A 20,218-nucleotide genomic window follows, 5' to 3' on the forward strand; every position below is an offset into this window, starting at 1 on the left:
GTGAATGACGGGCCTAGAGCTCTTCCCGTTCTGATGGAATCGGAACGGGAAGAGCTCTAGGTTATTGCATTGTCGCGTTCTCGAACCGCAGAAGTGGTATCCACTTTTGCTGAAACGCTCTAGTTGCCCGCCGTGCTCGCCTTCACCGGTTTGTCCTTCGCCTCCACCACGAACGCGAAACCGTTCGGCCCAAGCGCCAGGGTCCTGCCATCCAGGCTCGCCGCGCTGGACACGGGCTCGAGTCCGCCCCCCACACCGGATAGTTTCAAGACCTTCGCTTCGGGCGAGAGGTTGAAGAGGCAGAGTACGCTCTGCCCGTCGTCGCCCGATCGCCGGAAACCCAGCAGCGGCTCAGGCAGGCGCAGGAACGCGATGTCGCCATCGATCAGCGCCGAGTGCCCGCGCCGCCAGGCGATGAAGGTGCGGTAGAAGTTGAGGAGCGAATCGCTTTCCTTTTCCTGCCCGGCGACGTTGAGGACCGAAAGCTCGGGCTTGATCGGCAGCCAAGGCTTGCCGGTGGTAAAGCCGTTGGGTGCCCTGCCCGCGTCCCAGGGGATGGGCGTGCGGCAGCCGTCGCGGCCCTTGTAGTCGGGCCAGAAGCGGATGCCGGGCGGGTCCGTCAGCTCCTCGAACAGCAGCTCGGCTTCGGGCAAGCCCAGTTCCTCGCCCTGGTAGATGCAGACTGAGCCCTTCAAGGACATCAGCAGCGCCGCCGCCTGCTGACCGAGATCCTTGGGATCGACGCTATAGGGCGCCCAGCGAGTCATGTGGCGCATGACGTCGTGGTTGGAAAAGCTCCAGCACGGCCAGCCGTCAGGTCCCTTCTTGAAGAAGCCCTCGATGCGGCTGCGGAAATGCGTGGCGGTGAACTGGGGGCCGAGGAACTCGAACGAATAGCACATGTGGAGCTTATCGCCGTCCGAGGTGTATTCGGCCATGAGTTCAACCGGCCGGTGGCTGTCGCCGACTTCGCCGACGGTGGTCGTCCCGGGAAACTCGTCCATCAGCTTCCTGATGCGCTTGAGGAAATTGACGTTCTCCGGGCGGCTCTTGGAGTATTTGTGGTGCTGCATGTCGTACGGGTTGACCGCATAGGGCAGGTGCTCGGGTTTCCTCAGCGCTGGATTGGAGCGCAGGTTGGCGTCGTGGAAATAGAAGTTGACCGTGTCGAAGCGGAAGCCGTCGACGCCGCGGTCAAGCCAGAAGCGCATGGTAGAAAGCACCGCATCCTGGACTTCGGGATTATGGAAGTTGAGGTCCGGCTGGGAGATGAGGAAGTTGTGCAGATAGTACTGCCGGCGCGTTGAGTTCCACTCCCAGGCGCGCCCACCGAAGATCGAGGGCCAGTTGTTGGGCGGCGAGCCGTCGGGGAGCGGGTTGGCCCAGACGTACCAGTCGGCCTTGGCGTTGTCCCTGCTCAACTTGCTTTCCATGAACCAGGGATGACGATCCGATGTATGGCTCAGCACCTGGTCGATGATCACCTTGAGCCCCAGCTCGTGGGCGCGCTTGACCAGGCTGTCGAAGTCCTCGAGCGAGCCGAAGAGCGGGTCGATATCGACATAGTTGGAAACGTCGTACCCCATGTCGTCCATGGGCGAAGGGAAGATGGGCGAAAGCCAGATGGCATCGACCCCGAGGCTGGCGATGTGGTCGAGCCGGGAGATGATACCCGGCAGATCGCCGATGCCGTCTCCGTCGCTGTCCTGGAAGGAGCGTGGGTAGACCTGGTAGATGATGCCGCCCCGCCACCACTCGCGCATGGCCGTCTCCTTGTATGGTTTGTCGGTCGGGCGAGCCTAGAGGATCGCTTCACGCCAGGAAAACCCCGTGCGGACAGAAAGTTACCGGTGCCTACTGGCAATCGTGGCGATTGCTTTGCAAATATGCAGGCATGCAACAGGGAGGAAGTGCCGATGATGCATGTGATCCGCGCCACTGACCGGCCGCAGACCAAGAGCCGCACGATCAAGTTCGAAGGCGGCGACCACGGCGCCGGCGTCTCGTTCTTTGCTGTTGACAACGATCCCGGACAGGGTCCGGGGTTGCATGTGCACTCCTATACCGAGATCTGGATCGTCAGGCAGGGACGCGCCCGCATCACGGCGGGGGACGAGACGATAGAGGCTGGCCCGAACGACGTCGCCGTCGTCGGCCCCAACGTACCGCACGGGTTCAAGAACATCGGCGAAGGTCGGCTCGAGATCATGTGCATCCACGACAACGGCACCATCGCGCAGACCTTCCTCGACGAGGAAGAGAACGCGCAGTACGGGACCGCATCGTCTACCCTTTGACCGGCACCGTGGCGGCAAAAATCTCGATGGCCCGGCTGCGCCCGGAGAGTGTCGACAGGCGAGGCAGGGCGAGGTCCTCCAGCAGGTCGGCGATGCCGCAGAGGAAATCGAAAGTCGCGATCGCCGCGAGGTCGGAACCGTCGGGCGTCTCGCCGCCCAGCCAGCCGTCAGCGGGCGCCCGTGCCTCCAGAGCCTCGATGCCCGAACGGATCTGGCTGGCCAGGCGCTCGCGCCATTGGGGCCATTGATACTCGCCCGGGCGCCGCTCGGTCTCGTAGACATAGGCGACACCCTTTTCCGCCAGTGCGTTGGCGAGGGCGATGCGTTGCTGGCAGCCGACGCGCTCGTCACCACCTGCAGGGATGAGCCGTCGTTCCGGCGGCGCCGTAGTCTCGAGAAAATCGACGATGGCGGCGGTCTCGATGAGCGGTGCCAGGTCCGGCACGACGAGTACCGGCACCCGGCTCAGCGGGTTATAAGCGCGGAACACCTCGAACTCGGCACCGAAAATGTCGGCAGGCCGGCGCACGTAGGCGCGCTCCTGCAGGGCGAGCCAGAGTTCGACCCGGCGCACGAACGGGGAGCGTTTGCCTCCATAAAGGATCAGATCGGTCATACCACAGCACTCAATAGCGGATCGCCGGCGAAATGGGCGTCGAGATTGGCAACGACCAGCGCCCCCATCGCCTGGCGCGTCTGATGGGTGGCACTGCCCTGGTGCGGCGCGAGGACGACGTTGTCGAGGGCGAGGAACCCCTCGGGCACGTTCGGCTCGTTTTCAAAGACGTCGAGGGCGGCTCCGCCGAGCGCACCGGATTGCAGCATCTCGAGCATCGCCGCCTCGTCGATCAGGGTGCCGCGCGCCATGTTGACCAGCATGCCTTCAGGTCCCAGGGCCTCCAGCACCTTTCGCGAGACGATGCGCTGCGTGCCCTGCCCGCCCGGCGCGATGATCACCAGCCAGTCGCAGTCACGGGCCATTTCGGCGAGGTCGTCGTAATAGACGTAGGGGACGCCGTCCTGGCGATGGCGGCCGTGATAGACGATGCGCATCTTCATGGCCTGCAGGCGGGTGGCGATCTCCTTGCCGATGCGGCCGAGGCCGAGGATACCGGCGGTCTTGCCGGTGAGCTCGGAAAAGAGCCCGAGATTGCCCGACGGCCACCGGCCCTCGCGCACGAACCGGTCGCCCTGAGGAATGCGTCGGGCAAGCGCGATCATCAGGCCGACCGTCAGCTCGGCCACCGCGTCGTTGAGCACGTTTGGCGTGTTTGTCACCCTGATTTTGCGGGCCTTGGCGGCGGCAGCATCAATGGTGTCGTAGCCGACGCCGAAATTAGCGATGATCTCGAGCTTGGGAAGACTGTCCATCAGCGCGGCATCGACATTGCCGCCGGCGATGGCGCGCACCTTTGGCGCCATCTCTGCAATGAGTGCTGCCCTGTCGAGTGCCTCGTGGAGCTTATGGACGGTGAAGCGCTCGGCAAGCGCCGCCTCGCAGCTGTCGAGCAGCTTGTGGGTTTGCAGGAGATCAATGGCCATGGGGATCCGGAGGCTGGAGTGGGCTGAGCGCTTTAGGTGATAGCGCCAGCTTCCATTCAAGTCGACCTTTGCACGAGCAAAAACAGCGTTAAGGGATGTGCAGCGACCGGCTGGACGGCGTCAAACAAATGTGTAGCAATGAGAACGCGATGGGATGGCCGCAACAATCGGAGCGGAATGGGCGACACAGCGCCGTTTGATGAAATGTACGATGCGGACGGGACAGTCCGTGAACCCTATCGGGCCTTGGCCCAATGGATCGATGAGCAGCCTGAGAAGGCTCTGAGCCTCATGCAGGCGGACGCGGAGGGGATCTTCCGTCGATTGGGCATCACCTTTGCCGTTTATGGCTCGGACGAGGGGACCGAAAAGCTCATCCCGTTCGACGTCATCCCCCGGATTATCTCGGCGACCGAGTGGCGGCGGCTCTCAAAGGGCATCGAACAGCGGGTCAGGGCACTCAACGCCTTTCTCTACGATGTCTACCACCGCCAGGAGATCCTGAAGGCTGGCCGCATCCCGGAAAAGCTCATCGTCAACAACGCGGCCTTCTGCCCGGACATGATGGGGGTCGATCCCGCCAAGGGCGTCTATTCGCACATCATAGGGGTTGATATCGTCAGGGTCGGGCCGGACGAGTTCTATGTGCTCGAGGATAATCTTCGGACCCCGTCGGGCGTCTCCTATATGCTCGAGGATCGGGAGGCGATGATGCAGCTCGCCCCGGACCTCTTCCAGCGCATCAAGGTGGCGCCGGTCGAAACCTATCCCGAGAACCTGCGGCGCACGCTCGAAAGCGTCGCTCCCGCCAATGTAGCGGGCACGCCGACCATCGTGGTGCTGACGCCCGGTATCCACAACTCGGCCTATTTCGAGCACTCGTTCCTTGCCGACCAGATGGGAGCCCAGCTCTGCGAAGGTCAGGACCTCTTCGTCGACGGCGGCAAGGTCTACATGCGAACAACGACCGGCCCCGAACGTGTCGACGTCATCTACCGCCGGATCGACGACGACTTCCTCGATCCCCTGACCTTCCGACCGGATTCGATGCTGGGCGTGCCGGGGCTCTTCAATGCCTATCGCGCGGGGAACGTCACCCTGGTCAATGCACCGGGCACGGGTATCGCCGACGACAAGGCGGTCTATACCTACGTGCCGCAGATCATCGAGTTCTATCTCGGGGAGAAGTCGATCCTTTCCAACGTGCCGACCTACAACTGCACCGACGAGGACCAGCGCGCCTATGTGCTCGAGCACATCGGTGAACTGGTGGTCAAGGAAGTGCACGGCTCGGGCGGCTACGGCATGCTCGTCGGTCCGACCTCGACCAAGGCGCAGCAGGCCGAATTCAAGAAGAAGATCGAGGCCCGACCCGACAACTACATCGTCCAGCCGACCCTCGCCCTTTCCACCTGCCCGACTTACGTCAACAGCGGCATCGCCCCGCGGCATGTGGATTTACGACCCTACGTGCTCGTTGGCGACAAGGTCCGCATCACGCCGGGAGGCCTCACGCGCGTCGCGCTGACCAAAGGTTCGCTGGTGGTCAATTCCAGCCAGGGCGGCGGGACCAAGGACACCTGGGTGCTGGAAGATTGAGAATGTTGGGACGCACCGCACAGAACCTCTTCTGGCTCTCCCGCTACGTCGAACGGGCCGAGAACATGGCCCGGCTCCTCGAGGTTGGCTACAAGATGAGTCTCACCTCCCGCCGCGAAGGCGGAGAGGCCGAGCATCTCATCTCCATGATGCAGGCCGCCGAGGTCGACGAGGCCTTCGAGGCGACGGGGCGCATCGCCGATGTCGACACCGTCGCCCATTTCATGGTCTTTGACGAGGGAAACCCCTCTTCGGTCAAATCCTGCCTGATGGCGGCGCGCACCAATGCCAGGTCGGTCAGAACCGCCATCACCATCGACATGTGGCAAAGCCTCAATGCCGCCTGGCTCGAATTCTCCCAGATCAAGCCGCGCGACGTGCGCGGGGCAAAGCTCCTGGGACTGCTGCAATGGGTGCGCCAGCGCAGCCACGAGTTCCGCGGAGCCCTGCTCGGCACGATCCTGCGCAACGACGGCTACGCCTTTTCCCAGGCGGGCAACTTCGTCGAGCGGGCGGACAACACGGCGCGCATCCTCGACATGAAGTACTTCGTGCTGCTGCCGCGCGCCGATCTCGTCGGAGGAGACCTCGATATCCAGCAGTGGACGCTGATCCTGCGGGCCGCTTCTGCGCACCGCAGCTACCGGCACGTCTATCATGACCGCTACAAGGCGCGGAACATCGCCGACTTCCTGATCCTGCGACCCGAGATGCCGCGCTCGCTCGTCTTTTGCGCTCGCATGCTCAACCAGACGCTCGAGTCTCTCGCCGATATCTACGGCAAGCGCCTCGATTGCCACGACGTGGTGGCCGATCTTTGCGCCATGGTCGAGAACACCACCATGGACGAGGTCTTCGGCAAGGGGCTGCACGAGTTCCTGACGGAGTTCGTCGCGCGCAACAATCGCGTGACCGAGTGCCTGTCCGAGAGCTACAACTTCTACTGACCCATGCGTATCGCCATCCATCACCAGCTCTCGATCACCCCGCCGCCCGAAACCGGCAACATGGTCTTTCAACTCCTCATGACGCCGAGGAGCGGGGCCACGCAGAAAGTCGAGCGCTGGAGCGTCGAGACGACCGGTATCGGCAATGCCGCCCGCTATGCTGACGCCTTCGGAAACACCGTGCACTTCGTCAACCAGATGCGCCCGGAAGGCCCTGTTGGCATCACCGCCACGGGAGTCGTCGAGACCTCCGACAGAAACGGCGTCCTTGGCAAGCCGACCGGCGAACCGGTGCCGGGCCTTTATCTGCGGGCAACGACGCTGACCAAGGTGCCGGTCACCCTCTACGGCAAGTTCCGCGGCATGAAGGACGATCGCATCGGCCTGCTGCACGCCCTGATGGCGCGGGTCGGCGAAGTGCTCGGCGGAGAGGAGATGCAGGCCGGACAACTCCAGAGCCAGGACGGACAAAGCCAGACGCAGACCGTGGGCGAGGCACGCAAGGCCGATGCCGCGCTTCTCGCCCACGGTTTCATCGGCGCTGCGCGGGCCCTCGACATCCCGGCGCGCTATGTCAGCGGATATCTCCTTGGCGACGGGGAGCCGCCCGGGCTGCACGGCTGGGCCGAGGCTTACGATCCCGGCCTCGGCTGGATCGGCTTCGATCCATACCTCCAGATCTGCCCGTCCGAGCAGCACGTGCGTCTTTGTGTCGGGCTCGATGCGCTTTCGACGACGCCGGTGCGGGCGGTGCCTGACGGGAATGGGGTCAAGACCATAGCCGTGAGCGTCGAAGCCGCTTAGAGCGAGATGCGATTTGATAGAATCAAATCGCACGCTCCAACTTTCTATTATCGCGGGGTGTTTCGCGAAAAGCCGGTACCCATCCCGGATCAAGTCCGGGACAGGCTTTTTTCGCATCCCGCTCTAGTCGGCGATCCGGCTGCTGGTCCGTGCGCCGGTGAAGGCGAGGATACGCTCGAGCGCCTGACGGCCCGCCTCGATATCGAGATTGAACTGGTATTCGTGCGGGAGCGTCGGACTGTAGTCGGTGGGAAAGAAGAGGCTGTCCGTCTCGACACCCAGCGCCTCGAGCCGCTCGACGAGAGCCTTGGCCTGCGGCGCCAGCGGATCGCCGTTGCCGCTCGAGACGAAGGCGGGCGGGAATGCGTCGGTGACGTGCTCGGTGATGGAGGCGAGCTTGAAGCGGGCGTCGCTCATGAAATTCTTCGTGCCGGAATAGGCCCAGAGCACGGTCTTGACGAACCCGCCATACTCGCCGCCGAGAGCCACATTGGCAATGTCATAAGCGCCCGAGACGAGAATGACCGCGTTGAGCTGTTCGGCGCTGAGGGTCGGGGCGATGCCGATCTCCGACGCATAGGCGGGGTCGGTGGTCAGGAGGGCGATCTGCGCGGCGATCTGCGCGCCGGCCGAGTCTCCGGCCAGGATGATCGTCTGCGGGTCGATGTTGTATTCGGCCGCGTTGGCAACGAGATAGCCAAGCGCCGCGTTCACCTGCTCGACCGGTCCGGGATAGGTGACGCCGAAGCCGTGCGCATATTCGAGGCCTATGGTCGTATAGCCATGACCGGTGAGGATCTTCAGATAGTTAGCCACGCCCTGCTTGCTGCCGGCGACCCATCCGCCGCCATGGACCCAGACGATGGTCGGCAGAGGACCTTGCGTCCCCTCGGGATAGTTGACGTCGAAGATCTCGTCACGGCCTTCGCCATAGGTCAGGTCCTGACGTGTAATGATATTATCGGGTACGTATTTTTCGAGGGCCGCCTCGGAGGCCTGGTCTCCCCGTGAGAACACCTGCTGGATGATGGCCACCGACGGCCAGGGCGAGAGCTGGAAGGCGAGGAAAATGACAAGCGCCAGGACGACAATGATGCCTAGAATCCAGAAAAGCACGCGCCTGACCATCCGATTCGCCCCGTTAGGTATGGGCGAACTCTAGTCTGCTTCGGCTTTGCCTGACCACCCGAAGCCGGCAGAGGGTGAACCCGGTGCAAAAAATGCCGGGCGCATTGATGCGACGTCCCCTCAAGAGGATTATCTCGCAGTGGGCCTGCTAGAGGCTCAACAGGAACAGCCACATGGAGATAGTCAGCGCCGAGCCGACCGTGCCGATGAGGATGGTGTTGGCGGCAACGCTTACCCCGCGATTGTAGTAGGTGGCAAAGACATAGGAATTGATGCCGGCGGGCATGGCCGAGAGCAGTATTCCGTAGCGAGCGGTCTCGAGCGGCACGCCCAACACGAGGACCATCAGCACGTAGCAGATGGCCGGATGCAGCAGGAGTTTCATCAGCGACAGAACCAGTGCTTGCGACCAGTTGTCGGAGAGCTTGTACTCATTGAGTGCCCCACCGATTCCGAAAAGGGCGGCAGGCACCACCGCCTGCGCCATCATGGTGAGAAACGCCTCGACCGGTTCAACGAGGGACACCCCGAGAAGGTTGGCGACAAGACCAAGCGCAATACCCCAGAGCAGCGGATTGAGGGCGATGCGGCGCGCGGCAAGAAGCAGTGCCTTGCCCAGCGGCCGGCCGTCACGGCGCATCAGCTCCATGGTGAGCATGCCCGTGGTGATGAGAATGGCCCCGTGGATGCCGATAATGGAAAAGACCGTAGGCATGGCCGGATCGCCGTACGCACGGGCCATGATGGGCAGGCCGACGAGGACCGTGTTGGTGAACATGGCCGAAAAGCCGGAAGAGACACCTTCGCCCTTGGTGTTCCCGTAGATGCGGATGCCGACGAAAATGCCGAGGGCAAAGCAAATCAACGCGCCGAAGTAGTAGGGCCCGATGATGGCCAGGTTGAAGGCTGCGCGGAAGTCGCTCGTCAATATCGAATAGAAGAGCAGGCAGGGCGTCGCGAAATTGTTGACGAAGGCAATGAGACTGTCGATGCCCGCCGCCGGAAACAGCTTGAAGCGAACCGCGCCGTAGCCCAGCCCGATCAGCGCGAAGATCGGGGCGATAACGTTGACGATGGCGAGCATGGGACGTCCGAAACTTGTATGGCAGCCCCCTCGCCTAGCCCCGACAGTGCGTGCGCGTCAATGGCGGCGACCTGCATTGGGTCCGCCCCCAGTCAGCTTGGTAATTGCACCCAAATGCGAAAGCCGTTAAGGACAAAACGAAAGGCAACCGCGCACAAGCGAAACCGTGAAGGACTACGGCATGGCCGAAGCGGAAACGGTCGATATCTTCATTATCGGCGGTGGGGTGAACGGCGCGGGCGTCGCCCGCGATGCCGTGGGACGCGGATACTCGGTGATGCTGGCCGAGATGAACGACCTTGCCTCAGGCACCTCGTCGGCTGCAACCAAGCTCGTCCACGGCGGCCTGCGCTATCTCGAACACTACGAATTCCGTCTGGTGCACGAGGCGCTTGCCGAGCGCGAGGTTCTGTGGGCCATGGCCCCGCACATCATCAAGCCGCTGCGGTTCGTCCTGCCGCACCACAAGGGCCTGCGGCCGGCCTTCGTGCTGCGTACGGGCCTGGCCATGTACGACTACATGGGCGGAAGGCGCCTGCTGCCGCCGACCAAGACGCTCGACCTCAGGACCCATGAGGCCGGAAGGCCGCTCAAAGCCGGCTACAGGACCGGGTTCGAATATTCCGACTGCTGGGTGGATGACGCGCGCCTCGTCGTCCTCAACGCGCGCGATGCAGCCGACCGCGGCGCGATCATAAAGGTTAGGACCAAGGTCGTTTCAGCCCGGCGGGAGAACGGCGGCTGGACAGTCGACGTCGAGAACGATTCCGGCCGTCAGACGGTGCGCGCAACCCTCCTCGTCAACGCCTCTGGCCCTTGGGTGGACGAGGTGCTGCGCGATACCCTGGGGCAGAGCGCGGCGCACAATGTGCGCCTCGTCAAGGGCAGCCACATCGTCGTCAGGAAGCTCTTCGAGCACGATCGCTGCTACATCTTCCAGAACGCGGACGGACGCATCATCTTCGCCATTCCTTACGAGAACGACTATACGCTCATCGGCACCACCGACGAGGACTACCGTGCCGACCCTGAGGACGTGGCGATCAGCGATGCAGAGATCGACTACCTGCTGGCGGCGGCCAGCGAGTATTTTGCCGAGCCGGTGACGCGCGAGGCGATCGCCTGGACCTATTCAGGCGTGCGCCCGCTCTTTGACGACGGGGCGAGCGCCGCGCAGGAAGCGACCCGCGACTATGTGTTGAAGCTCGACGGCGACAGGCAGACGGGAGCGCTCGTCAACGTGTTCGGAGGCAAGCTCACCACCTATCGCAGGCTTGCCGACTCCGTGCTCGACAGGATCGAAAGCGTCCTCGGCAAGCGCGGCGATAAGTGGACCGCCGGCAGCAAATTGCCCGGTGGGGAGTTCGAGCCACTGTCGTTCGAGGCCGAAGCGCGCCGGCTGCACAAGGATTATCCCGGCTTTGCCCCGGATTTCATCCGCCGCTTGATGCGGCTCTACGGGACCAAGGCACGCGCAATCCTCACGGACAGCCCGTCGCTCGAGGCTCTCGGCGCCCATTTCGGCGCCGACCTCTACGCCCGCGAGGTCGACCACCTTGTTGACAACGAGTGGGCGCTGACCGCCGAGGATATCCTCTGGCGCCGCACCAAGCTCGGACTGCGGGTGAGCCGGGAGGAAGCGGCACGGCTCGAGGCGTATGTCGCCGGCAAGGTCGCAACGTCTGCGCATCTCGTGGCGGCGAAAGCCCAATAGACATCTGTGCCGCATGAGGCAGACGGCCGTATTCGCGCGTGACAATACGCGAGCCTATGAAGGATAAAAGAGTGCTAGGGGAGGAACTTGCATGAGCGGATACGTGCTGGCCATCGACCAGGGCACGACATCGAGCCGGGCGATCGTCTTCGACGAGAACCAGAAGATCAGGGGTGTCGGCCAGCAGGAGTTCACCCAGCATTTTCCGCAGGACGGATGGGTCGAGCACGACCCGGAAGAGATCTGGCAAAGCGTCCTCGCCACGGTCAAGGCGGCGCTGAAGGATGCGGGGATTGCCGCGTCCGAGATTGCGGCGATCGGCATCACCAATCAGCGCGAGACGGTCGTCATCTGGGACCGGGCCACCGGGAAGCCCATCCATAACGCCATCGTCTGGCAGGACCGTCGGACGGCCCCGATCTGCGCAGCCCTGCGCAAGGCCGGCAGGGAGAAGGTCTTCACACGCAAGACCGGCCTGCTACTCGACCCCTATTTTTCGGGCACCAAGATCAAGTGGCTGCTCGACAAGGTCAAAGGCGCGCGCAAGCGCGCCAAGGCCGGCGAACTTGCCTTCGGCACCATCGACACCTTTCTCATCTGGCGGCTGACGGGCGGAAGGCTGCATGCGACTGATGCCACCAACGCGGCTCGCACCCTCATCTACAATATCGAGACCAACCAGTGGGACGAGGAGTTGATGAGGCTTCTCGACGTTCCGGCGGCGCTGCTGCCGGTGGTCAAAGACTGTGCCGACGATTTCGGAGAGACCGATCCGGCGCTCTTCGGCGCGGCCATCCCCATCAGGGGAGTAGCCGGCGACCAGCACGCGGCGACCATCGGCCAGGCGTGCTTTGCGCCCGGCATGCTCAAATCCACTTACGGCACCGGGTGCTTTGCCGTGCTCAACACCGGCACGCAGCTGGTGCGCTCGAAGAACCGGCTGCTGACCACCATCGCCTACCGGCTCGACGGCAAGACGACCTACGCGCTCGAGGGGTCGATCTTCGTTGCCGGCGCCGCCGTGCAATGGATCCGCGATGGACTGAAGCTCGTCAAGCACGCGAGCGAGACGGGCCCCCTGGCGCACAGCGCCGATCCCGGCCAGAACGTCTATATGGTGCCCGCCTTCGTCGGGCTCGGCGCGCCCTGGTGGGACGCCGAGGCGCGCGGGGCGATCTACGGAATCACCCGCAACACCGGCCCCGCCGAGATCGCGCGCGCCGCGCTGGAATCGGTCTGCTACCAGACGCGAGACCTGTTCGAGGCCATGCGCCGGGACTGGAAGGGAGGCGGCAACGACACGGTTCTGCGCGTCGACGGGGGGATGGTTGCCTCGGACTGGACCATGCAGTTCCTCGCCGACATTCTCGATGCGCCCGTCGATCGGCCGGAGATCCTCGAAACCACGGCTCTCGGTGCGGCGTGGCTGGCGGGCATGAAGGTCGGGGTATGGCCGAAGGCCAAGGAGTTCGCCAAGCGCTGGGCGCGCGACAGGCGCTTCACGCCCGCCATGGACGCAGCGACCCGCAAGGCAAAGCTCAAGGGCTGGGACAGCGCGGTGAAGCGGACGCTCTCACAGTGAAGCGATAGAGCATTTTACGCTCCGATTGGATCGGAACGTAAGCTCTCTCTAAATGAACAAGGCACTAAAATCCCAACACCCAGTAGTGAGGAATTCCGAGCGACCCTTTGATTGCTAGATAATCCTTGAATCGTCGCGTTTACGAACCGCAAAAAGTGGTGTCCACTTTTGCTGAAAACGCTCTACCCGTAGACCCGCCATGCATCGAAGCTGCCGCCGGCGATGAGGGCCCAATAGGGTTTGCCCTTCGGCGCCCGGGCGACCGAAAGGCCGAACTCGATGAACTTGTCGGAAAGCAGCGTTCCGCGGTGGCCGGGCGAGTCCAGCCAGCCGGACATGGCCTGCTGCAGACTGCCGTGTCCTCGGGCGAGGTTTTCGCCCACGGCACCGAGATAGCCAGCGGCGGTGACCCGCTCGCGCAGGGACCCGCCCAGTTCGTGTGAAAGCTTGTCGCTCGCCGCCATCAGCTTGCAATGGTTGCTGGCCGCCTCGGCGAGGCGGGCATTGTAGGTCCAGGGCGCGCGCCCGTTGGCAGCCCGGACCGCATTGACCGTGGTCATGATCTCGTCTTCAGTCAGCACCAATGGATCGCGCGGGCCGGCCGGCACGATCGGCATGGTCGAGGCGCAGGCGGATAGCAGGCTCACAGCAGCGAGGGCGACGAAGCTGCGGCGGTTCAGTGAAGACATGGATTTGGTCCGGGAGAAATCGGGCGCGTCACATTAGCGGGGACTGTCGAAGATTGGAATCCCGAAGCGCATCCTGCGGCATCAGGCCAGATCATAGGCGGCGAGCAGCTGCGGCAGAATGGCGAGCTGACCGACAATCGCGTTGCCATCCTCGAGGTCCCAGCACGCCGAGAGCGCGGCATGGGCCGCCGCCCAGCCGAGCACGCGCTTGCGGTTGAAGCCCAGCCGGCTCGAGAAGGCATCGGCGAGGGCGGCAATTCGCTTCGGCTCGGCCGCCAGCTTGTCGGCGCCCATGGGATTGATGAAAGCATTGGCGACGTCATAGGCGGGATCGCCGATTACCCCCTTTGGGTCGATGGCCAACCAGCCGCGGTCCGAGGAGATGATGTTGTCGTGGTGAAGGTCTCCATGCAGGGGGATCTGCGCTGCCGGCCGGTCGAAGAGGCGGAGGGCGATGCCGTTGGCGCGGGCATAGAGGTCGCGTGCCGTGTGCGGCCAGGCGCGCACATCCGTGTCGAACAGCGCGCGGAAGCGCTGCCGCAGGGGGATCAGATCCTCCGGAGCGGGCTCGGGGCGAGGCTTGTGCAATTGCGCGACCACGCCTGCGAAAGCAATCGTCGCCTCTCCATCTCGCCCCTTGCGCACCGCATCACCCAGCGGCACGCCGTCGAGCCACTCCATGAAGACGGTGTCGCCGTCGATGTCGAAGACGGTGACGGCACCCTCCCCGCCATACCAGTTGAGAAGCGCACCGCCTCGCCGCTCGTCCTCGGCCTTGGCAGGCTTGAGGATCTTGAGAGCCGCGGGCTTGCGCCCGTTCTGCTCGACGCGGAACACCCAACTCGTGGCCGTCTCGGCGACGGGGGTCGATTTGGTCAGCGACCAACGGATCATGGCGCGGCTCAGCGCCGTTTCGAGGGGGGACTGATTCACCATGTTCGCCAATAAAGCATAGCGGCCCGAATCGCGCGACGTTTGACGCAACGATTCGCGCAATTTCGTGGCCGCATGTCGGCGGAAGAGCTTCAGCCGATCCGGTATGCGTCCTTGGCGGCCTGGTAGGACAGGTGCCGGGCGATGTCGGCAGCACCCGACTTGCTCAGCCGGTGCTCGGCGACCCAATGGGCGAGAAACCCGCAGACTTCGCGCCGCCAGACATCATGGCGGGCGGGGATCGAGAGGAGCGCCCTTGTGTCGTCGTTGAAGCCGGCGAGGTTGTAGAAGCCAGCGGTCTCGACCACCTGGTCGAGATAACGGCGAATGCCCTGCGGGCTGTCGTGGAACCACCAGGGCGGGCCGATCATCAGTGAAGACCAGTAGCCGGCCATGGGCGCGAGCTCGCGCGCATAGGTGGTCTCGTCGAGGACGAACATGATGAGGCGAAGGTTGGGTTCGTTGCCGCAGCGCGACAGGAGCGCGGAAAGCCCGCCGACATAGTCGGTCGGGCCGGGAATGTCGGCACCCTTGTCGGGTCCACGCTCGGCAAAGAGCAGCGGATCGGTGTTGCGGCGTGACCCGGCATGGATCTGCATGACCATGCCGTCCTCGACCGAAAGGAGCGCCATCTCGGTCAGCATCTGAGCGCGGAAGAGCTCGGCATCGGCTGCGTCATGCCGGCCCGCAAGAACCTTGTCGAGCAGCGCCTGCTTTTCCGGCGCGGAAAGGTCGGCAGTCATCGCCGTCGGCACGCCGTGGTCGGTAGCGACCGCGCCGAACCGGCGGAAGTACTCGCGGCGGCGGCGGTGGGCATTGATCAGCCCGTCCCAACTTGTGGTGTCCTCGCCCGTCAGCTCACCGAACTTTTGCAGGTTCTCGGCGATGGCCGGGCGGCTGGGATCGGTCACGTCGTCCGGCCGGTAGGTGGTGCGCACCCTCCCGATCAGTCCCTGCCCTGCCATCGCCTGGTGATGCGGCAGGTCGTCGAGGGCAAATTCGGTGGTCGCAATCACTTCCACCTGCGCCTTGTCGAGCATGGCGCGAGGCAGGAGATCCGGATCGGCGAGGCGCGCGTCGATGACGTCGTAGATCTCTTCGGCCGTCTCCGCCGACAATTCCTTGTCGATACCGAAGGCCCAAAGGAACGAATGATCGATCCAGGTCTTGGAGGGCGTGCCCGCAAAGAGGTGGTAATTGGCGGCGAACAGCCGCCAGGCGCTGCGTCCGTCGGCCACCGGTCCGCCGTCGCGGCGCGGGACGCCCAGGGCGTCGTAGTCGATGCCGCGGCTGCGCAACATGCGCAGCACGTAGTGATCCGGGGTGAGGAACAGCGCCGCCGGATCGGAAAAGCGCTCGTTGCGCGAAAACCAGGCCGGGTCCGTGTGCCCATGCGGGCAGATGAGCGGCAGGTCACGCACGACCTGGTAAAGCTCGCGCGCAATAGCGCGGGCCGGCTCGGCAGCGGGAAAAAGGCGATCGGGGTGGAGATGGGGGGCTGAAGCGCTCATGGCGTCGTTGTGGCATGTTCGCCGCCCCGGAGCAATATCTACCATACAAGATTGCAGATAGATGGCATTTTAACGAAAATTAACCGACCGGAAAGGTAGTTTCACGCTGCCATCACGCTTCGCTCTAATCTAGCTCTCCTGGGCTGTCCGTTCTTGGAGGGACGCAGCGATGGCAAACATAGAATTCGACGATATCCGCAACGCCGTGCTCGCCGCAAAGCGCGAGGCGCGTGCCCTTGGCCACGTACATGCGACGCAGATTCTGCTGACGGCCGCAGGGTTCGCGGCCGCAACCATTATCGCCGTGGCGGCGGTGTTTCTCGGTCAGCTCGTCTAGAACCATTGCTCTAGGTGACCGGGCCTGCCACGGCGATGACGGCGACGAGTGCCGGTATGGTCAGCGCCAGATAGCTGGTGCCCGCAGCCCCGAATGGGGCGGCGCGTGAGCGCGAAATGATTGAAAATCCGACGAGTAGGAGTGCGAGGATCGCCAGCCACCAGGCGGGCTGCGGTTCTGCGATCCTGCTCCAGACGGCAAGGAAGACCGCAACGGCCGCGGCGCATGCGCCGATCGCCGCCGGCAGGCCCGGGGAGCGGTCAGCCCGGCGCAGTCCGAGCGAGACGAGCGCCACGGCGATGCCGGTAGCAATTGGCAGCGCCAGTCCCGGCCACTCGACCCCCATGGCGACGTGAAGGTCCATCAGCCCCGGGATCAAGGCAAGGGTCGCGGCCGCGACGGCCGCCTCGCCGGCAGCCAGGGTCCATTGGCCGACGAGCGCCCGATCGTAGAAAAAGCCGGCAATAGCGGCGAGACCTCCGCCAGCCAGCAGCACCAGGACCGGCAACACACCCCCGACCATCAGCACGAGACCGGCGCCCGTTCCGCCGGCCACCAACGCGGGCGCGAGCGGTGTCATCGGCATACGCCAGGCGAGAAGCGTGCTGACCGCGCCCGCGGCCACAACAGCAAGCACCAGAGCGGTCAGTCCGAGCACGATCCAATCGGGGGCAAACACTCAAGGCTCCTTGCTACAGTTCAATTCAAGGCGATATCGAGCGAAATTGCAAAGGGAACCAGTATGTTCCCGGCCGCGATGATGCACGCAATCGGCAACTGACACGGGCGCGCCGAGCGCCTATCCTTTTGCGCGAACACGCCCGGACCAACGGGTGGAGGAGAAACAGTCGGTTCATGCGCATTCTGCTGGTCGAGGACCATGAGGATCTGGGTGAGGCCATAGACAGGCGGCTGCGCGGTGCGGGCCACTCGGTCGAGTGGGTTCGTGACGGGGCCGAAGTGATCGCAACGGCTCAGGCAGAGCCGTTCGATGCGGTAGCGCTCGACCTGACGCTGCCCAACCGCGACGGCATCGCGCTACTTGCCGAGCTGCGCCGGGAGAAGTTTGCCGCGCCGATCCTCGTCATCACTGCCCGATCGGAGATCGACGACCGCGTCAGCCTCTTGGATCTGGGCGCGGACGACTATCTCGTCAAGCCTTTCGACCTGCGGGAGCTCGAGGCGCGCCTGCGCGCCCTCATCCGCCGCACCGGCGGACAGACCTCGAGCACCATCTCGGCGGGCAATCTCGAGATGGATATGGCTGGACTCAGCGTCACGGTCGACGGGCGGCACCTGGAACTCGGCCGGCGCGAGTTCCGGCTCCTAGAGATCTTCGTCACCCACCTCAACAAGGTGGTGCCCAAGGAGCGGCTGATGAATCAGCTGTTTAATTTCGACGAGGCGGTCTCGATCAACGCGCTCGAGCTACATGTGTCGCGGCTGCGCCGCAAACTCGAGGGTGCCGACATCGAGATCGGGACGGTGCGTGGTGTCGGCTACATCGCCAGGGCCCCCAATGGCAGCTAGGACCCACCCCAAGACCTTCTCGATCCGTCGGCGCATCCTGGCGCTGGCCCTCGCTCTCCTGGTCGGGGCGGCGGCGGTGCTGATCGCCTTCATCCACGACTATGCACAGCGATCGGCCGATCGGGCATTCGACAGGCTGCTCGCCGCGTCGGCGCTGACGATCGCGGGCGCCGTACAGATCGAGGAGGGCGGCATCATCGTCGAACTGCCGGTTGCTTCCTTTGCCATGTTCTCGGGGCGCGACCGGGTCTTCCATGCTGTCGAGGATTCCTCGGGGCGGGTGGTGACGGGTTACGACGATCTCGCAGCCGCGCTCGAAAACGTCCAGGGGACCGAACCCCAGTTCGCCGACATCATGTACCGCGGAGAGCTGATGCGGGTGGCGAGCGTGGCGCGGCTGACCTCGGCGGCCAACGCCGCCGACTGGGTCACCATCCACGTCGCCGAGACGCAGAGCGAGCGCGAGGCGCTGTCGGCGGAAATCCTCGGCAACGCCATCGTGCCGGTCATTGCGCTGACGCTGCTTGCCGTCGGCCTCGTCTGGTTCGGCATCGGACGCATGTTCGCGCCGCTGACGCAACTCGAAGAGGAGCTTCGCGCCCGCGCGCCCGAGGATCTCTCGCCGATAGCCGTGCCGGTACCGAGCGAGGTCAGTCACCTGGTTTCGGCTCTGAATGCCTTCATGGCGCGGCTCGGCAACACCATGGACCGGCTCTCGGGCCTGGTCGCGGAAGCCGCGCACGAAGTGAGGACCCCGCTCGCATCGCTGCGCGCCCAGGCGGAAATCGCCATGGACGAAACCGATCACCAGGCGCTGCACCGGCGTGTCGCGCGCATTCACCAGGGCGCCGTGCATGCGAGCCAGTTGGTCTCGCAGCTTTTGATGGACGCCACGGTCTCCCATCGCCTGGAAAGCAAGGAGACAGATCCGCTGCCCTTGAGCGCAGTGATCGAGGACGTGCGGCAACGGCTCGACCCGGACGCGGCGGGGCGGCTCGTCCTCGAGGTGCCTGCAGAGGCCGGGGCGGCAGCGCTACGCGTCGATCGGGTGGCGCTGCGCGAGATGCTGCGCAATCTCGTCGACAACGCGCTCGTCTATTCGACGGGACCCGTCGAGATCAGGGCGGCGCTCTCGGGAGAGGCGCTGCGGGTAGCGGTCTCTGATCGAGGGCCGGGCATTGCCGAAAGCGAGAAGCCGCTGGTCGTGAGGCGGTTCACGCGCGGCGCGGCCGGCGCCGGCAAGAGCGGCTCGGGACTGGGACTCTCCATCGTCAGCCGGGTCGTGGAGGCGCATCGCGGCACGCTTGCCCTCATTGATCGGGACGGCGGAGGATTGACCGTCGAGGTGGCGTTGCCGGTTGCGGTTCGGCGCAAAACGAGAAAAGCCAGGCGCAGCGCGGCGGCCGTCGGGGTTTTGGCCTGCGCCGTTCTCGCCCTCAATCCTGGGCCTTCGCCGCAAGCGGCGACCTCGACCTATCCCGCCCCGCGTCCGCCCGAAACCACGGCGTCACCGATACTCACCATCGTCGGCACTACCGATACGCCGCTCTTTGCCCGGTTCATCGCCGCCTTCCAGTCGCTGCGTCCGGACGTGACCGTCGTCTACGAAGAGACCGATACCCTGCCGATGTACGAGCGGTTCATTGACGGCACGCTCGCGCCAAAGCCGGATCTTCTTGTCTCCTCGGCGGCGGATCTGCAGTTGAAGCTCGCCAATGACGGCCATGCGCTCGCCTATGACAGTCCATTCCTCGACGAACTGCCCGCCTGGGCACGATGGCGCAACGAAGTGTTCGGCTTCACCTTTGAACCAGCCGTCATCATCTACAATCGCGACCTCGTTGCCGAGGCCGAGGTGCCACGCACGCATCTGCGGCTAGCCGAACTCCTCGAAACCCAGACGGAGCGGTTTTCCGGCAAGGTAGCGACCTACGACATCTCGGTCAGCGGTGTCGGCTATCTTCTGGCCGCGCAGGACCAGTTGATCTCCTCCAATTTCTGGCGGTTGGCCAATGCGTTCGGGCGCGTTTCGGCGCAATTGTCCGGATCAAGCCCGGCGATCCTCGACGGAGTCGCCGAAGGGCGCCTGGCGCTCGGCTACAATGTGCTGGGGTCCTATGCCTTCGCCCGGCAGGCGGAGGGTGCCGATATCGGCATCGTGGTGCCCGACGACTACGTGCTGGTCCTCACCCGCGCCATGGTCATCCCACGCAACGCTCCCAATGCCGAACTCGGCAAGGCTTTCCTCGATTTTGCCCTCTCACCCGCCGGCCAGGCCGTGGCGGCCGAGGAGACGGCGCTGGGCGCCGTGATGGCGGGCACGCAAGGTCCCTGGAGCAGCGAGGCGATCGCTGCGCGCGGACGCGGCGTCATTCAACCCATTCCGCTGGGGCCTGCCCTCCTCGTCTCGCTCGACCGGCAGCGGCGCACGCGCTTTCTGGAAACCTGGCTCGAGATCGCCTCGCCCAAGCCCTAAAGCGTCGTGGTCCCCTTGGCTGTCATTTCCGGCGGTCCTCATCGT

18 protein-coding genes are annotated in these 20,218 nt (G+C 64.3%); 9 read left to right on the plus strand and 9 right to left on the minus strand.

Translation table 11 applies throughout. The features are described 5' to 3' along the window. Positions 1-119: 119 nt before the first annotated feature. Complete coding sequence (locus QQK18_RS01475; RefSeq protein ID WP_284338501.1) at positions 120-1,763, minus strand: alpha-glucosidase; 1,644 nt, start codon at positions 1,761-1,763, stop codon at positions 120-122. A gap of 153 nt (positions 1,764-1,916) precedes the next feature. Here QQK18_RS01475 and QQK18_RS01480 point away from each other — a divergent pair, with 153 nt between their 5' ends. Next, entirely contained in the window at positions 1,917-2,297 is a 381-nt protein-coding gene (locus QQK18_RS01480; protein ID WP_284338502.1) for a cupin domain-containing protein, read from the plus strand. Here QQK18_RS01480 and QQK18_RS01485 read toward each other — a convergent pair. Both QQK18_RS01485 and QQK18_RS01490 read right to left on the minus strand, forming a co-directional pair. Further along, positions 2,287-2,913, minus strand: coding sequence for a glutathione S-transferase family protein (locus QQK18_RS01485; protein ID WP_284338503.1), 627 nt, complete (start codon positions 2,911-2,913; stop codon positions 2,287-2,289). The genes QQK18_RS01480 and QQK18_RS01485 overlap by 11 nt on opposite strands. Then, entirely contained in the window at positions 2,910-3,839 is a 930-nt protein-coding gene (locus QQK18_RS01490; protein ID WP_284338504.1) for a 2-hydroxyacid dehydrogenase, read from the minus strand. Before QQK18_RS01490 ends, QQK18_RS01485 begins: the two co-directional genes overlap by 4 nt. Positions 3,840-4,016: 177 nt before the next feature. Between QQK18_RS01490 and QQK18_RS01495 the strand changes: the two genes are divergently transcribed. From QQK18_RS01495 to QQK18_RS01505, 3 genes are read left to right on the plus strand one after another with little or no spacing between them, the layout of a single operon-like run. Beyond that, positions 4,017-5,438: a circularly permuted type 2 ATP-grasp protein gene (locus QQK18_RS01495; protein WP_284338505.1), complete on the plus strand. Its 1,422-nt coding sequence runs from the start codon at positions 4,017-4,019 to the stop codon at positions 5,436-5,438. Between the two features lie 2 nt (positions 5,439-5,440). Continuing rightward, on the plus strand, positions 5,441-6,385 hold the full coding sequence (locus QQK18_RS01500; RefSeq protein ID WP_284338506.1) for an alpha-E domain-containing protein: 945 nt from the start codon (positions 5,441-5,443) through the stop codon (positions 6,383-6,385). 3 nt (positions 6,386-6,388) lie between these two features. Next, on the plus strand, positions 6,389-7,189 hold the full coding sequence (locus QQK18_RS01505) for a transglutaminase family protein (protein WP_284338507.1): 801 nt from the start codon (positions 6,389-6,391) through the stop codon (positions 7,187-7,189). A 123-nt stretch (positions 7,190-7,312) separates the two neighbouring features. Here the strand turns inward: QQK18_RS01505 and QQK18_RS01510 are convergent, their stop codons facing one another. Beyond that, complete coding sequence (locus QQK18_RS01510; RefSeq protein WP_284338508.1) at positions 7,313-8,305, minus strand: alpha/beta hydrolase; 993 nt, start codon at positions 8,303-8,305, stop codon at positions 7,313-7,315. A 160-nt stretch (positions 8,306-8,465) separates the two neighbouring features. Then, positions 8,466-9,401 carry an AEC family transporter gene (locus QQK18_RS01515; RefSeq protein ID WP_284338509.1) on the minus strand — a complete coding sequence of 312 codons (936 nt, stop codon included), beginning with the start codon at positions 9,399-9,401 and terminating at the stop codon, positions 8,466-8,468. A gap of 181 nt (positions 9,402-9,582) precedes the next feature. Here QQK18_RS01515 and glpD point away from each other — a divergent pair, with 181 nt between their 5' ends. Further along, complete coding sequence (gene glpD, locus QQK18_RS01520; RefSeq protein ID WP_284338510.1) at positions 9,583-11,115, plus strand: glycerol-3-phosphate dehydrogenase; 1,533 nt, start codon at positions 9,583-9,585, stop codon at positions 11,113-11,115. A gap of 91 nt (positions 11,116-11,206) precedes the next feature. Then, complete coding sequence (gene glpK, locus QQK18_RS01525) at positions 11,207-12,697, plus strand: glycerol kinase GlpK (RefSeq protein ID WP_284338511.1); 1,491 nt, start codon at positions 11,207-11,209, stop codon at positions 12,695-12,697. A 182-nt stretch (positions 12,698-12,879) separates the two neighbouring features. On the opposite strand, the gene QQK18_RS01530 is transcribed toward glpK, so the two are convergent. The 3 genes from QQK18_RS01530 to uxaC form a co-directional block, all read right to left on the minus strand. After that, positions 12,880-13,386, minus strand: a complete 507-nt coding sequence (locus QQK18_RS01530; protein WP_284338512.1) for a CAP domain-containing protein — start codon at positions 13,384-13,386, stop codon at positions 12,880-12,882. An 81-nt stretch (positions 13,387-13,467) separates the two neighbouring features. After that, positions 13,468-14,319: an aminoglycoside phosphotransferase family protein gene (locus tag QQK18_RS01535; RefSeq protein WP_284338513.1), complete on the minus strand. Its 852-nt coding sequence runs from the start codon at positions 14,317-14,319 to the stop codon at positions 13,468-13,470. A 92-nt stretch (positions 14,320-14,411) separates the two neighbouring features. Next, a complete protein-coding gene (uxaC, locus tag QQK18_RS01540; protein ID WP_284338514.1) occupies positions 14,412-15,830 on the minus strand; it encodes a glucuronate isomerase in 1,419 nt (472 codons plus the stop codon). A 169-nt stretch (positions 15,831-15,999) separates the two neighbouring features. Here uxaC and QQK18_RS01545 point away from each other — a divergent pair, with 169 nt between their 5' ends. Further along, positions 16,000-16,167, plus strand: coding sequence for a hypothetical protein (locus QQK18_RS01545; RefSeq protein ID WP_284338515.1), 168 nt, complete (start codon positions 16,000-16,002; stop codon positions 16,165-16,167). 10 nt (positions 16,168-16,177) lie between these two features. On the opposite strand, the gene QQK18_RS01550 is transcribed toward QQK18_RS01545, so the two are convergent. Next, positions 16,178-16,846 carry a hypothetical protein gene (locus tag QQK18_RS01550; RefSeq protein ID WP_284338516.1) on the minus strand — a complete coding sequence of 223 codons (669 nt, stop codon included), beginning with the start codon at positions 16,844-16,846 and terminating at the stop codon, positions 16,178-16,180. 176 nt (positions 16,847-17,022) lie between these two features. On the opposite strand from QQK18_RS01550, the gene QQK18_RS01555 reads away from it, so the two are divergent. Both QQK18_RS01555 and QQK18_RS01560 read left to right on the plus strand, forming a co-directional pair. After that, entirely contained in the window at positions 17,023-17,697 is a 675-nt protein-coding gene (locus tag QQK18_RS01555) for a response regulator transcription factor (protein ID WP_284338517.1), read from the plus strand. Continuing rightward, positions 17,687-20,173, plus strand: a complete 2,487-nt coding sequence (locus QQK18_RS01560) for a sensor histidine kinase (RefSeq protein ID WP_284338518.1) — start codon at positions 17,687-17,689, stop codon at positions 20,171-20,173. Before QQK18_RS01555 ends, QQK18_RS01560 begins: the two co-directional genes overlap by 11 nt. The last annotated feature ends 45 nt before the right edge of the window (positions 20,174-20,218 follow it).

This window comes from Devosia nitrariae (genome assembly GCF_030160115.1).
Classification (GTDB): domain Bacteria; phylum Pseudomonadota; class Alphaproteobacteria; order Rhizobiales; family Devosiaceae; genus Devosia; species Devosia nitrariae.

Bases quoted from the DNA above. Each gene is read 5' to 3' on its own strand.
- QQK18_RS01485 (WP_284338503.1), bottom strand. From the start codon at position 2,913: ATGACCGATCTGATCCTTTATGGAGGCAAACGCTCCCCGTTCGTGCGC.
- glpD (WP_284338510.1), top strand. From the start codon at position 9,583: ATGGCCGAAGCGGAAACGGTCGATATCTTCATTATCGGCGGTGGGGTG.
- QQK18_RS01495 (WP_284338505.1), top strand. From the start codon at position 4,017: ATGGGCGACACAGCGCCGTTTGATGAAATGTACGATGCGGACGGGACA.
- QQK18_RS01560 (WP_284338518.1), top strand. From the start codon at position 17,687: ATGGCAGCTAGGACCCACCCCAAGACCTTCTCGATCCGTCGGCGCATC.
- uxaC (WP_284338514.1), bottom strand. From the start codon at position 15,830: ATGAGCGCTTCAGCCCCCCATCTCCACCCCGATCGCCTTTTTCCCGCT.
- QQK18_RS01500 (WP_284338506.1), top strand. From the start codon at position 5,441: ATGTTGGGACGCACCGCACAGAACCTCTTCTGGCTCTCCCGCTACGTC.
- QQK18_RS01530 (WP_284338512.1), bottom strand. From the start codon at position 13,386: ATGTCTTCACTGAACCGCCGCAGCTTCGTCGCCCTCGCTGCTGTGAGC.
- QQK18_RS01515 (WP_284338509.1), bottom strand. From the start codon at position 9,401: ATGCTCGCCATCGTCAACGTTATCGCCCCGATCTTCGCGCTGATCGGG.
- QQK18_RS01555 (WP_284338517.1), top strand. From the start codon at position 17,023: ATGCGCATTCTGCTGGTCGAGGACCATGAGGATCTGGGTGAGGCCATA.
- QQK18_RS01545 (WP_284338515.1), top strand. From the start codon at position 16,000: ATGGCAAACATAGAATTCGACGATATCCGCAACGCCGTGCTCGCCGCA.
- QQK18_RS01505 (WP_284338507.1), top strand. From the start codon at position 6,389: ATGCGTATCGCCATCCATCACCAGCTCTCGATCACCCCGCCGCCCGAA.
- QQK18_RS01480 (WP_284338502.1), top strand. From the start codon at position 1,917: ATGATGCATGTGATCCGCGCCACTGACCGGCCGCAGACCAAGAGCCGC.
- QQK18_RS01490 (WP_284338504.1), bottom strand. From the start codon at position 3,839: ATGGCCATTGATCTCCTGCAAACCCACAAGCTGCTCGACAGCTGCGAG.
- QQK18_RS01475 (WP_284338501.1), bottom strand. From the start codon at position 1,763: ATGCGCGAGTGGTGGCGGGGCGGCATCATCTACCAGGTCTACCCACGC.
- glpK (WP_284338511.1), top strand. From the start codon at position 11,207: ATGAGCGGATACGTGCTGGCCATCGACCAGGGCACGACATCGAGCCGG.